At 71.9% G+C, this 12,800-nt stretch carries 9 protein-coding genes, 1 tRNA gene and 1 pseudogene; 4 read left to right on the forward strand and 7 right to left on the reverse strand.

The genetic code is table 11. The features are described from left to right. Nucleotides 1-155: 155 nt before the first annotated feature. Both AB0D14_RS01065 and AB0D14_RS01070 read right to left on the reverse strand, forming a co-directional pair. Nucleotides 156-1,607 carry an amidase gene (locus tag AB0D14_RS01065; protein ID WP_362772787.1) on the reverse strand — a complete coding sequence of 484 codons (1,452 nt, stop codon included), beginning with the start codon at nt 1,605-1,607 and terminating at the stop codon, nt 156-158. Nucleotides 1,608-1,649: 42 nt separating this feature from the next. Next, a complete protein-coding gene (locus tag AB0D14_RS01070; RefSeq protein WP_362772789.1) occupies nt 1,650-2,636 on the reverse strand; it encodes a D-2-hydroxyacid dehydrogenase in 987 nt (328 codons plus the stop codon). Between the two features lie 253 nt (nt 2,637-2,889). Between AB0D14_RS01070 and AB0D14_RS01075 the strand changes: the two genes are divergently transcribed. From AB0D14_RS01075 to AB0D14_RS01085, 3 genes are all read left to right on the forward strand, one after another. Continuing rightward, a complete protein-coding gene (locus AB0D14_RS01075) occupies nt 2,890-3,678 on the forward strand; it encodes an aspartate/glutamate racemase family protein (protein ID WP_362772792.1) in 789 nt (262 codons plus the stop codon). Continuing rightward, a complete protein-coding gene (locus tag AB0D14_RS01080) occupies nt 3,675-4,406 on the forward strand; it encodes a decarboxylase (RefSeq protein ID WP_362772795.1) in 732 nt (243 codons plus the stop codon). Before AB0D14_RS01075 ends, AB0D14_RS01080 begins: the two co-directional genes overlap by 4 nt. Before the next feature lie 168 nt (nt 4,407-4,574). Further along, on the forward strand, nt 4,575-5,696 hold the full coding sequence (locus AB0D14_RS01085; protein ID WP_362772798.1) for an LLM class flavin-dependent oxidoreductase: 1,122 nt from the start codon (nt 4,575-4,577) through the stop codon (nt 5,694-5,696). On the opposite strand, the gene AB0D14_RS01090 is transcribed toward AB0D14_RS01085, so the two are convergent. Further along, nucleotides 5,687-7,714, reverse strand: a complete 2,028-nt coding sequence (locus AB0D14_RS01090) for an EAL domain-containing protein (protein ID WP_362772800.1) — start codon at nt 7,712-7,714, stop codon at nt 5,687-5,689. The genes AB0D14_RS01085 and AB0D14_RS01090 overlap by 10 nt on opposite strands. A gap of 527 nt (nt 7,715-8,241) precedes the next feature. Between AB0D14_RS01090 and AB0D14_RS01095 the strand changes: the two genes are divergently transcribed. Next, nucleotides 8,242-9,657: a M6 family metalloprotease domain-containing protein gene (locus tag AB0D14_RS01095; protein ID WP_362772803.1), complete on the forward strand. Its 1,416-nt coding sequence runs from the start codon at nt 8,242-8,244 to the stop codon at nt 9,655-9,657. Nucleotides 9,658-9,745: 88 nt separating this feature from the next. Here the strand turns inward: AB0D14_RS01095 and AB0D14_RS01100 are convergent. The 4 genes and pseudogenes from AB0D14_RS01100 to AB0D14_RS01115 all read right to left on the reverse strand — a co-directional run bounded on the left by AB0D14_RS01100 (nt 9,746) and on the right by AB0D14_RS01115 (nt 12,790). Next, nucleotides 9,746-9,819 (reverse strand) — tRNA-Lys (locus AB0D14_RS01100). After that, a pseudogene (locus tag AB0D14_RS01105) lies at nt 9,810-10,424 on the reverse strand (bifunctional DNA primase/polymerase); the annotation flags it as partial. The pseudogene AB0D14_RS01105 and the gene AB0D14_RS01100, both read right to left, overlap by 10 nt. Before the next feature lie 365 nt (nt 10,425-10,789). Continuing rightward, complete coding sequence (locus AB0D14_RS01110) at nt 10,790-11,155, reverse strand: hypothetical protein (protein WP_362772806.1); 366 nt, start codon at nt 11,153-11,155, stop codon at nt 10,790-10,792. A 300-nt stretch (nt 11,156-11,455) separates the two neighbouring features. After that, nucleotides 11,456-12,790 carry an AAA domain-containing protein gene (locus tag AB0D14_RS01115; RefSeq protein WP_362773146.1) on the reverse strand — a complete coding sequence of 445 codons (1,335 nt, stop codon included), beginning with the start codon at nt 12,788-12,790 and terminating at the stop codon, nt 11,456-11,458. Between the last annotated feature and the right edge of the window lie 10 nt (nt 12,791-12,800).

Here is a 12,800-nt window from a genome sequence, read left to right on the forward strand (position 1 = left end):
GGGGCGTGGGCCTCGGGACCAGGGACTGGGGCCCCGGCCCCGGGGTGTGGGGAGCTGCGGGCCGGTGGGGGCTGGTCGCGCAGTTCCCCGCGCCCCTGAGAGGCGCCTGCGGCGGGCCCTCAGGGGCGCGCCGCTGGAAGGCGTCTGCGGCGGGCCTAGGAGAGGGGTGGCGGGGGTGTGATGCCTGCCATTCCTGCTGTGTACAGGGCGTGGGCCGTTCGGAGGACCAGGGGGTCCTGGTGGCGGGCCGCTGTGATCTGGAGGCCTACCGGGAGGCCGCCCTCGTCCAGTCCGACCGGCACGGTCGCCGCGGGCTGCTGCGTCAGGTTGAAGGGGTAGGTGAACGGCGTCCAGCCCGTCCACCTGCGGTGCCCCGAACCGCGGGGCACCTCCACACCCGCCTCGAACGCCGTGATCGGCATCGTGGGGGTCACCAGCACGTCGTACGTGTCGTGGAAGCGGCCCATCCGCCGGCCCAGCTCCATACGGACGTCCACCGCGGCGAGGTAGTCCAGCGCGCTGAACCGCTCCCCGAGCGCGCAGATCTCCCGCAGTCCCGGGTCGAGCAGCTTCCGCTGCTGCGGACCGAGCCGCTGCGTCACCCGCGCCGCCCCGCTGAACCACAGCACATGGAACGCCTCGACGGGGTCCGTGAAGTCGGGGTCCGCCTCCTCGACGTACGCGCCGAGGGACGCGAGCCCCTCCACCGCGCGCCGCACCGCCGCCGCGACCCCGGGCCGCACCGCCACCTGCCCGCCGAAGGAGGGCGAGTAGGCCACCCGCAGCCCCCGCACGTCACCGGCCCGTACCTCACCGGTCCGCACATCACCGGTCCGTACGGCGCCGTCCAGGCCGTCCGTGAACGAGCCGCTCGCCGGTCCGAGACCTGACCAGTCGCGGATGTCCGGCCCGCTGATGACGTCCATCATCAGCGCCGCGTCCGCGGCGTCCCGCGTCATCGGTCCCACGTGCGCGAGCGTTCCGAACGCGCTCGCCGGATACAGCGGCACCCTCCCGTACGTCGGCTTCAGCGCGAAGATCCCGCAGAAGGAACCGGGGATGCGGACACTGCCGCCCCCGTCCGTGCCGAGAGACAGCGGACCCGCGCCCAGCGCCACGGCCGCCGCGCTGCCGCCGCTCGATCCGCCGGAGGTGCGCGACGGGTCGTACGGGTTGCGCGTCACCCCCGAGACCGGTGAGTCGGTGACGCCCTTCCAGCCGAACTCGGGGGTCGTCGTCCGGCCCAGGAAGACCGCCCCGTGCTCACGCAGCCGCGCCACCGACGGCGCGTCCTCGTCCCAGCGTCCCGTCTGGGAAACGGTCCTCGAACCCCGCAGGGTCGGCCCGCCCCGCATCAGCAGGATGTCCTTCACCGAGACCGGCACGCCGTCCACCAGGCCGGCCGGCTCACCGCGCCGCCATCGCTCGGCGGAGTCAAGGGCCTGCGCGAGAGCTGCCTCCTCGTCCAGACGTACGAACGCGTTCACCGCGGGCTGGATCTCCTCGGCTCTGCGCAGTGCGGCCCGCGTCACGTCCACGGGGCTGAATTCGCCCTTTCGATACCCCTCGACGAGTCGTACAGCGGTCAGCTCGGTGAGTTCGGTCATCCGCCCCTCCAACGTGTGTCACGTGTGTCAGTGGCCCGTGCGTCAGTGGCCGGGTACGTATCCACGCCGTTTGTCGACGACGTTCGGCAGAGGGCTACCCGCCTCCCAGAGCTCGTACAACTCCACGAACTGCGTACCCAGTTCGTCCCGCCAGCCCACCGTGTCGCCGCTCATGTGGGGTGACACGATCAGGCCCGGGACCTCCCACAACGGGCTGTCGGGGCCGAGCGGCTCGTGCTCGAAGACGTCGAGTGCCGCCCCCGCGATCCCCCGCTCCTTCAGGGCCTTGGCAAGCGCGTCCTCCACGACGAGCTGCCCGCGGCCGATGTTCACGAAGCGCGCCGACGGCTGCATCAGCCCGAAGCGCCGCGCGTCGAACATCCCGCGGGTCTCCTCGGTGAGCGGCGCCGCGGACACCACCCAGTCGGCGCGGGCCATCAGCCGGTCCAGTTCCTCCGGGGCGTGCACGCCGTCGCGCGCGGTGCGTCCGACGAGCGCCGTCGTGATTCCGAGAGCCCCCAGCGTGTGCTCGATCGCCCGCCCGATGGGCCCGGAGCCCACCACGCACGCGCGCGTGCCCGCCACCCGCTGCGACGCGCGGTGCCGCCACTCGCGCGCCCCCTGCAGCTCCAGCGTGCGCGGCAGGTCCTTGGCCATGGCGAGGACGAGCGCGGCCACGTACTCCGCGATCGGCTGGTCGAAGACGCCACGCGCGTTCGTCACCAGCGTGTCGGACTCGGCGAGTTCGGGGCACATCAGATGGTCGACGCCGGCGCTCGCCGTGTGCACCCAGCGCGGCCGGGGCCCCGCGCCCGGCCAGACCCGGCGCACCGCGTGCGAGCCGAAGTCCCAGACCAGCAGTACGTCCGCCGAGGGCAGCAGCGCGGCCAGCGTCGATTCGTCCGCGTACTCGATACGCGCCCGCCCGGTGAGCCGGCCGAGCCGGGGGGGCGGCTCGGCCCCCAGCACCAGCAACATCGGCTTTTCGGCCACGTCCGGGGACGGGGGAGAGGTCAGGGCAGTGGTCATCGGGGGGAAACCATTTCGCAACGAAGGTCCGCTTCTCTGGGTGGAGTACTGCTGCGGGACATCGGGCAAGCCGTCTGAGATGGGCGGATTGACCACGCTCGCACCGGAACCTACCTTCGTCAACACGGGCTCTTTTCCTGGTGGTTCCGGGGATCCCGTCTGCTCCTGTCCCGACGTCCCGGCCTGCGCCGGCTTGTGTCCCCCGGCCGCGGCCGGTCTCCACCACTCGTTAGACCCGAGTTTGGGGCTGCTCATGGACGTCTCCTTCCTTGGTGGACCACACCCTCAACGGGGTGTCGGCGTCGTCGCTCCCTTCGATTTCGCCCTCGACCGCGAACTGTGGCGATGGGTCCCCGACGAGGTGTCGCTGCACCTCACCCGTACCCCGTTCGTGCCTGTCGAGGTCAGCCTCGACCTGGCGCGCCTGGTCAGCGAGCACGAGACGCTCGGCGACGCGGTGCGCGCGCTGAACGCCGTCCAGCCCGAGATCGTCGCCTACGCCTGCACGTCCGGCAGCTTCGTCGGCGGGATCCCCGGCGAGCGCGCCATGTGCGAGGCCATGACCCGGGCAGGCGAGGTGCCCTCCGTGACCACGTCCGGCGCCCTCCTCCAGGCCCTGGAGGAGCTGGACGTACGGCGGATCGCCCTGGTCACGCCCTACACGGTCTCCGTCACCCAGTCCCTTGAGGAGTACCTCGCCGAAGCGGGCATCACGGTCACCGGCCGCGACTACATGGGCCTGACCAGGCACATCTGGAAGGTCCCGTACCGCGATGTCGTCGCCATGGCCCGCGGCGCGGTACAGGGGTCCGCCGACGCGCTCTTCATCAGCTGCACCAACCTCCCGACGTACGACGTCATCCCGCAGCTGGAGGCCGAGCTGCGCATCCCGGTGATCTCGGCCAACCAGGTGACGATGTGGGCCGCACTGCGCCATCTGGGTACCCGGGCGGTGGGGCCGTACCAGGCGCTGACCGACGAGTCGGCCCGACAGCGGCCCGTACCGCCCGCACTACCGGAAGAACAGGAAGGTTGGGCATGACGGCTCTCGGATTTCTCTACCCGGGCCATTCGGCCGAGGACGACTACCCGCGCATCGAGCAGCTCCTCGGGAGCGACATCCGCCTTCAGGTCGTCCACACGGACATCGGCGAGGACGCCCACCGCGTGGACGCCCTGCTGGAGATGGGCTCGGCCGCCCGCCTCGGAGCCCGCGTCGAAGAACTGCGCCTGTCCGGTGCCGAGGCGGTGATCTGGGCCTGCACCAGCGGCAGCTTCGTGTACGGCTGGCAGGGCGCCCACGACCAGGTCCGCACCCTGGCCGTGACGGCGGGGCTGCCGGCTTCCTCGACGTCCTTCGCGTTCGCCCACGCCGCACGTGAGCTGGGTGTGAAGCGGATCGCGATCGGCGCCACGTACCCGGACGACGTGGCCGCGCTCTTCTCGTCGTTCCTGACCGACGCGGGCCTCCAGGTCCTCTCCGTACGCGGTTCCGGGATCATCACGGCCGCCGAGGTGGGCACCTGGGGTGAGGCGGAGGTCCTGGCGCTGGCGCGCGCGGCCGACCACCCCGAGGCGGAGGCGCTGCTGCTCCCGGACACCGCCCTGCACACGGCGTCCTGCATCCCGGCCCTGGAGAAGGAACTGGGCAAGCCGGTGCTCACCGCCAACCAGGTCACCGTCTGGGAGGCCCTGCGTCTCACCGACCGCCGGGTGAACGCGCCGGAACTGGGCGCGCTCTTCACGAAGGAGCCACGCGTGCAGGCGTGAGCCTGTTCTCGCCCCCGCCGCCCCTGCCCGTCCCGTCTCGGGGGCCAGCCCCCGAACCCCCGGTCCTCAAACGCCGGACGGGCTGGGGCGGCGGGGACGGAGGAATAACCGGAGCCAACCTCCCGTTAGCACCTCGCGTAAGACGCGAGCACTAACAGGAGGAACCCCGTGGCGGTACCGGACCACACGTCCACCGAGACCGACGAGATCCGAGGCGCCGCACAGGGCACCGCCCCGGTGCCCCTTTCCGTCCTGGACCTGGTCACTGTCGGCGCCGGCCACACCGCGACCGAGGCCCTGCGGACCAGTGCCGAGCTGTCCCGCCTCGCGGAAGCCCGCGGATTCCACCGTTACTGGGTGGCCGAACACCACTCCATGCCGGGCGTGGCGTCCTCCTCACCGGCGGTGATCCTCGCCCACCTGGCCGCCCACACGACCCGTATCCGGCTGGGCTCCGGCGGCGTGATGCTGCCGAACCACGCCCCGCTGGTCATCGCGGAGCAGTTCGGCACCCTCGAAGCGCTGGCCCCGGGCCGCGTCGACCTCGGTCTCGGCCGGGCCCCCGGCACGGACGGCGCCACGGCCGCGGCCCTGCGCCGCACGGAACGGCTGAACGAGGGCGCCGACGACTTCCCCCAGCAGCTCGCGGAACTGACCCGCTTCCTGGACGACGACTTCCCGGACGGTCACCCCTACGCCCGCATCCACGCGGTCCCGGGCCCGGTCCAGTCGACCTCGCCCGGCGGGGTCCAGTCCCCGCACCGGCCTCCCATCTGGCTGCTCGGCTCCTCCGGCTTCAGCGCCCGCCTCGCCGGCAGCCTCGGCCTGCCCTTCGCCTTCGCGCACCACTTCTCGGCGCAGAACACCGTCCCGGCGCTCGACCTCTACCGGGAGTCCTTCCGGCCGTCGGCCCTGCTCGACGCGCCCTACGCCCTCATCGGCGTCTCCGCCCTCGCGACGGACGACGAGAAGGAGGCCCGCCGCCAGGTCATGGCCGCCGCGCTGAACATGGTCCGCCTGCGCACCGGCCGCCCGGGCCTGGTCCCCACCCCGGAGGAGGCGGAGGCGTACGCGTTCAGCCCGATGGAGCGGGACTTCGTCGACTCGTGGAACGCGAACGTCGTCCACGGCACCGCCGACGAGGTCCGCTCCGGCCTCGACGACCTCCGCAAGCGCACCGGCGCCGACGAGCTGATGCTCACGGGCAACGCCCACAGCGGCGCGGTACGCCTGCGCTCGTACGAACTGATCGCGGACGCCTACGGACTGCCTGGGGCGCCTCAGGTCTGAGGGCAGGCCGCCGCGGTCAGAAGTGCGGAGATACGATCCGGCGCCACCGGCCGGGAGTACAGCCATCCCTGGCCGGTGTCGCAGCCGATGCGCCGCAGGCGGGTCGCCTGGCCCGCCGTCTCCACGCACTCGGCGGTGACCGTCAGACCGAGCCGGTGCGCGAGCTGGATCATCGCCTCGACGACGACCTCGTCGGCCGGGTTGGGCGGCGCGGCGGCGCCGTCGCCGCCCTCGTAGTCCCCGCTCTCGTACTGGAAGCCGCGCACGAACGACCCGTCGAGCTTCAGCACCGAGACCGGCAGGCGGCTGAGGTAGGCGAGGTTCGAGTAGCCCGTGCCGAAGTCGTCGATGGCGATGCCCACGCCCATGTCGCTGAGCGCCTGCAGTGCCTGGAGCGGCCGGCCCGCGGAGCCCATCACCGCGGACTCGGTGAGTTCCAGCTGGAGGAGACGCGGGGCGAGCCCGGTCTCCGCGAGGATCGCCGCCACGTCGGACACCAGGTCGGAGTCCCAGACCTGGCGCACCGCCACGTTCACACTCACGAAGATCGGCTCCGCGTCCGGGTGGTCCAGCTGCCACCGGCGCGCCTGCCGGCAGGCGGTGGCCAGCACCCAGCGGCCGAGCTGCACGATCGACCCGTCCTCCTCGGCAAGTCCGATGAACCGATTCGGCGTCAGTGTGCCGAACTGAGGATGGTTCCATCGCACCAGTGCCTCGACGCCGCGCACCACCCCGTCCTCCATGCACACCAACGGCTGGTACTCCAGGGTGAACTCCCCGCGCTCGACGGCCGGACGCAGGGTGGAGGAGAGTGCCTGACGGGTCATGCGATGGGCGTTGCGCTCCGGGTCGAAGAGCGTCCAGCGGGACTTGCCGTCGGCCTTCGCCCAGTACAGCGTCGTGTCGGCGGCCTGCATCAGTCCGGTCGCGGTGGTGCCGGCCGCGTGCCGTTCGACGACACCGATCGAGGCGGAGACCGAGAGGCGCTGCCCGGAGAGGTCGAAAGGCACCTGCAGGGACTTCAGTACGGAATCCGCCAGGTCCGCGAGCTGCTCCGTACCCGTCGAGTCCTCGACCAGCAGCGCGAACTCGTCGCCGCCGAGCCGGGCGACCAGCGGCGTGGCGGTTCTGGCGTACCCGGCCTCGTTCGCGCAGCGCGTCAGCCGCTCGGCGACGGCCGCGAGCAGCCGGTCGCCGACGCGGTGGCCGAGCGTGTCGTTGACCGCCTTGAACCCGTCGAGGTCCAGGTAGCACAGCCCGATGCGGCCGGTGCCGGACTCTTCGTACGCCTCCGCCTCCAACGCGGCCGAGAGCCGCTCGAAGAACAGGGTGCGGTTGGGCAGCCGCGTCACCGGGTCGTGCATCTGCAGATGCCGCAGGCGGGCCTGGAGCTCCCGGCGGCCGCTGATGTCGGAGACCGAGATCAGTACGGCCCGCTCCTCCTCGGGCAGCGGACTGACCGTCACCTGAGCCCAGAGCGAGTGGCCGTCGGGGTGTTTGAGCCGTCGGGTGCAGCGGAGCCTGGCCTGCCGGCCGCGGAGCACCTCGCGGTACGCGTGCCAGGTGCGGACGTCCGAGGCGAGGTCCACCAGGTCGGCGGCGATCCGGCCGGTGAGACCGGTCCCGTCGGAAGCCGTGCCGAGCAGCGCGGCCAGGGTGTCGTTGGCCGTGACGATCCGGCCCTCGCGGTCCACGACGGCCATCGCGAGGGGAGCCGCGGCGAAGGTGGCTCGAAAGGTACGGGCATCGACCTCCGTACCGGATCCCCCGCCGACTCCCGGATCGACTCCGCCTCCGGTTTCCGTGCCGGTTTCCGTACCGGCTCCCGTATCGACCCTCGTACCGGCTTCCGTGTCGGCCTCCGCGTGCGGCGAGAGCAAGGCCGGGGCGGCGGCCGAGAGCCTCGCCGGAAGTCCTGCCGCCAGACCGACCGGGAACTCGGCCGAGAGGCCGACCGGGAGCCCGGTGGACAGGTCGACCGGAGGGTCGATCAGGGGGTCGATCAGGGGGTCTACCACGGGCTCGACCCGTCGGGCCCGTTCCTCGTGAGAAGGGGCCCCGGCGCGCGGAGAAGCCGCGATCTGACTCTCCGTGACGGCCGACCGAACGAGGTCTGCCGTGGGCGCCGGCCCATCGGACGTTCCGCTCACCGTTCGCTCCCGCTGTGCAGTCGTTCGTCGTAACAGGTCTCGTCGGGGGTCGGCCGGTGGTGGACGGCCGCTCCAGCCGTGTCCGCGCAGGAAAGTGTGCCGATCATAGAGGCTGGCCGTTAGCCCTTCCAGCTACTGCCCAGTGTCCTGGAAGAGCATCCCTTTCTGACAGATCGTTTCTGCCCGCACATGGACGGGTTCCTTCGCCGGCCGATCACTTGTGACGTTCTGTGAGTGCTCGAAGTGTCGGCGCGGCCTGGCGCCCCCCTGGTGCTCCCCGACGCTCTCGGTCGGATGTCGGCCCTCTCACTCCTTTGGATCAGATAAACAGGGCGTAGCTGCTCAAAACATCACAGTCTGGGTGCGGTATCCCGAATTCCGCATCCGGAGGTGACGTGCCGCGTCTGCTCCCCCTCAAGGGGCTCACCCGTGACGGGGTCCGACCCCGTGGGAACGCGCGGCGATGGCGCGGGTACGGACAGCGGTGCGAACGGCGGTACGGGTGGTGGTACCGATGGCGTGCTCCCGCCGCTGTGTTCACCTCCATGACGGCGCTCGCCGCCACCTCCCTGGCGGGCCCCTCGGTCGCCGTGCCGCTCTCGATGACATGCGCGCTGAAGCGAACCGCGGCCCACCACTCCGAGGGCCTGGACACCTGGAACGCCGCCTATCCGCGCCCCGCCCGCCGGCTGGACGCGGTGATGGTGTTCCTGTCCTTCCCGGATGCCGAGCCGCTGACCAGGCCCGCCGAACTGACGGCCGACTACTTCCCGGCCACCAGCCGCTTCTTCGAACAGGCCTCGTACGGAAAGTTCCGGCTGCACCCGCACCCGCTCCGTGAGTGGATCCAGATGCCCCGCGCTTCGACCTCGTACGCCATACAGCGCGACTGGAACGCCGCGGCGCGCTCCGCGTATCTGCGGGACGCCCTCACGGTGGCGGACCGCCGGGTCGACTTCTCCCGCTACGACGTCGTCTACTTCGTCGCCGATCCCGACGCTCCCGGAGTCGACTCGGACGCGACGAAGGTGGTCAACATGGACGTGCCGCTGCGGGCCGACGGCACGGACATCCGCCGGGTCGTCACGGTGTTCGAGAAGCATCCGCCCGACCGGCTGGTCCTGGCCCACGAGACCGGCCACGTCTTCGATCTGCCCGACCTCTACCACCGGCCCACCGACGGCAAGGGCGACTGGGACACGTACGTCGGCGACTGGGATCTCATGGGCAGCCAGTTCGGGCTCGCTCCCGACCTCTTCGGCTGGCACAAGTGGAAACTCGGGTGGCTGGAACCACGCCAGGTGGCGTGCGTACGGGATGCGGGCCGCCGAGGTAAGCGGCTGACGCTGGAGCCGTTGGCGGCGCGTCCCGGGGTGGCCGCGGCGGGCGGGACGGGGGCGGGGGCGGGGGCGGGGGCGTCCGAGCGGACGGGTGCGCCCGCAGCCGGGCCGGGATGGGCGGGGCTGGGATCGGGGGGTGCGACGAAGCTGGCCGTGGTGCGGACGGCTCGGGACCGCGTCATCGCCTTCGAGGTGCGGGGGCCGGCAGGCAGCGACCGGGCGGCCTGCTCACAGGGTGTACTCGTCTACCGCGTGCGCGGCGGGGCGGAGTCGGGCCGTGGGCCGATCGAGGTCGTCGACGCGCACCCCGGCTCGGGGGACTGCTGGGACGACTCGGTCTACGGACCGCTCGCGGACGCGCCGGTCGGCCTCGGCGAGAGCTTCACCGTGCCCGGCGAGGACGTACGGATCGAGGTGCACGACCGGACGGCGTCGGGAGCGTGGACGGTGACGATCTCAACGGGACGCTGACGGGCGAGGACGGGCGCCGCTCGCCGGGCCGGGCGCGTGCGGGTATGCGAGAAGCCCCCCGCTTTCGCGAGGGGCTTCTCACCGTCTGTGCGCCGCCAGGGACTCGAACCCCGGACCCGCTGATTAAGAGTCAGCTGCTCTAACCAACTGAGCTAGCGGCGCCTGCTGACGTCGTAGACCTTAGCACCCTGATCGGCGGGAGGAAAAATCGATATCGGTGCCGTGGGGGAGGGCTCCGGGAACCGTCGCCGGGTCGCTGACCGGGCCGCACGTACCGCCGCCCAGAGCATGACCTCCGGGCCCGGCAGCCAGGGATCGCGGGTGTCGGGGGCGACGAGCCAGCGGGAGTCGAGGCGGGTGGTGGAGGCCGGTGCCGCCGGCGTGGCGGGGGTCGGCGCGGGGACCGTCACCGCGTCGCCGGTGCCGTGGCAGAGGAGCGGCGGGATGGCCCGGCAGCGGTCGGAGGCGCCGCCCGAGCCCCGCTCCTCCCACTCCAGGAGCGAGGGCAGTCGCTGTGCCGTTCCCGGGGCGGCGAACAGGAGCATCCGGCCCCGGTGGGCGGCCACGGGGCCCGAGCCCGGGCCCTCGTCCCACAGCCGGTCCAGCATGAGGCGACCGAAGATCGCGGGGGCGTTGACGACGTCGAAGGCGGAGCCGCAGGCCAGGACCACCGGGGCGGTGGGCCGGTCCTCCCAGAGGATGCGGGTGCTGCGCGGACAGGTCCCCGCCGAGGCGAGCCAGGCCGCTCCTTCCGGGGTGACCCCGGTGGCCCCGGTGACTTCTGCGGCTTCTGCGACTTCTACGACATTTGTGACTTCTAGTGCTTCTAGGGCTTCTAGGGCTTCTAGGGCTTCTAGGGCTTCTGGAACTTCAGTGGCATCGGTCTTTGGTGCGCCGAGAGTGTCGAGGTTGTCGAGGGCGTCGAACAGGTCCGGGAGTGCCTCGACAGTGCCGGTGCCGGCACCGGGGCCGTGGGGCGCGGTGCTTGCCAGGTTCCGATCGCTGCTCATGGCACCCAGATCTACAGGGCGTGAGCGAGCGACTCCCCAGAGATTCCGGAATCCGGGACAAGGGGGACGGGGTGGAGTATCTTGCCCGTTCGGCATATGCCCGATCTGGCATGTGCCAGGGCTCAGACCGGGTCGGCATACCCCTCGGCGTCCGCGCCGCGCAGCAGTTCCCGCCCGAACTCGACCATCTTCTTCGCGTAGTCCTCGGTCCACTCGGCCTGCTCGGCGATCGCTGCCGGAGTGAGCCGGTCGAACCGACGGGGGTCGGCGAGCTGTGCGGCGGCCATCGCCTGGAACTCGACGGCCCGGTCGGTGGCCGCGCGGAACGCGTGCGTCAGCTCCGTGGCGCGGATCAGCAGCGCCCGGGGGTCGTCGATCGACTCCAGGTCGAAGAAGTGCTCCGGATCGGCGGCGGACTCCGCGGGCTCGAAGAGCAGCGGCGCGGGGCGAAGCCGCGGCTCGTTCCGACGCGGCGTGGGCTCCGCCATGACTTCTCCTTCTCGTACGGGTGGTCGGCCCGTCCTGTGGGTGGGCCACCGTCCATTGTTCCCTGGCCGCGCAAGAGGGCCCCGACGTACCGGCTGACCGGCCCCGATGCACGCCCCCTGAACGCTTCCGCGCTCCCTTACGGCTCCCATGCCACGCGGTGTTCAGTCAGGTGGGACAGCACCGCGTGGTTCGCCTCCCAGCCGTCCGGGCTGTGTCCATCGGCCGCCTCCGGCGGCGTGCCGGACTCTGTCCGGCGATCGGGTGTCCGAGGGTGCCGGTGCCTTCAGTTGGTGGCCTGCTCACGGTTCCCACCTGACTCGGTGCTCCGACAGGTGCGACAGCACGGCATGGTTCGCCTCCCAGCCGTCCGGAAACTTGACCGTTACACCCAGTTGCACCGGTTCGGTGGAGGGATGGTCGTCGAGAAGGTCGGTCACACCGGCGCGGCAGACGACGATGCAGGCGTGGCGGTGGCGGGAGGTCAGGACGCACAGACGGCCCGTCTCCAGGTGGAAGGCCGTCGCGTCGGGGCGGCCCGACAGGGGGTGCAGGACGACGGTCACGTCGAACTCGCGGCCCTGCAGCCGGTTCGCCGTGTCCACGGTCACCTCCGGGACACCCAGCTCGGCCAGCGCCGAGCGGACGGCCGCCGCCTGGTCTCGGTGGGCCGTGCCGACGGCGATGCGGTCGGCCGTCAGAGGGGCCGCGTCGGGGGAGCGTTCGGAGGTCGCAGCGCCGCCCCGGTCCAGCAGGCGGCGTACGACCAGGGCGAGGGCCCGGATCGCCTCCGGATCCGTACGCGGGGTGTTCCGGGCCGGGAGCTCCAGCAGGCCCCAGCCCGATTCCGCCGCCTCGTCGATGACCCGGTCGGGGCCCGAACCGTCCGACGCCACCGCGAAGGTGAGCCGGCGGTCGCCGTGGCCCGTGCCGCTGCGGAACGGCGTGAAGGGGTAGAACGCGTCCGAGACCAGCGGCGCCGCCGACGCCGGCAGCCGCCAGGAGACGGGCAGCCGATGCTGTGGCAGCTCCGGATTGTGGGCGAGGAGGGTCGTGACGGCGGAGGCCGAGGGGTCGTACGACAGCCCTGCCCACTGCTCGCTCCCGACGATCGCGAACGGGTCGAGCTGGCCCGGGTCGCCCACGAACAGCGCCCGCTCGAAGAGCCCGGCCACGGCGAGCAGCGCGTCCGAACGCATCTGGTACGCCTCGTCGACGATCGCGTGCCGCCACGGCTCGACCCCCTTGACGTGCGCCCACTTCGCGGCTGTCGAGATGACCACGTCGAGCCCGGCGAGGTCGCCCGCCTTCGCGGACTTGCGGACGGTCGGCAGGTCGTCCAGCGCCTTGTCGTACGGGTCGGAGTCGCTGCTGTGCAGACGGCCGACGGGCAGCTCCGGATTCTTCTCGGCGAGTCGCAGCACCAGGTCGTCGACCTGCGCGTTCGTCTGGGCGATGACCATCAACGGGCGTCCGGCGTCGGCCAGTTCGAGCGCGGCCCGCACGACGAGCGTGGACTTGCCGGCGCCGGGCGGCGAGTCGACCACGACCCCGCGGTGCGTCCCGTGCAGGGTGTCGCGCAGGATCGCGTCGGTGGCGCGGGCGGCCTCGGCCCCCGGGTCGAACACGGTGGTCACAGAAGTCACA

Origin of the sequence: Streptomyces sp. NPDC048484 (assembly GCF_040651415.1) — a bacterium.
Lineage (GTDB): Bacteria > Actinomycetota > Actinomycetes > Streptomycetales > Streptomycetaceae > Streptomyces.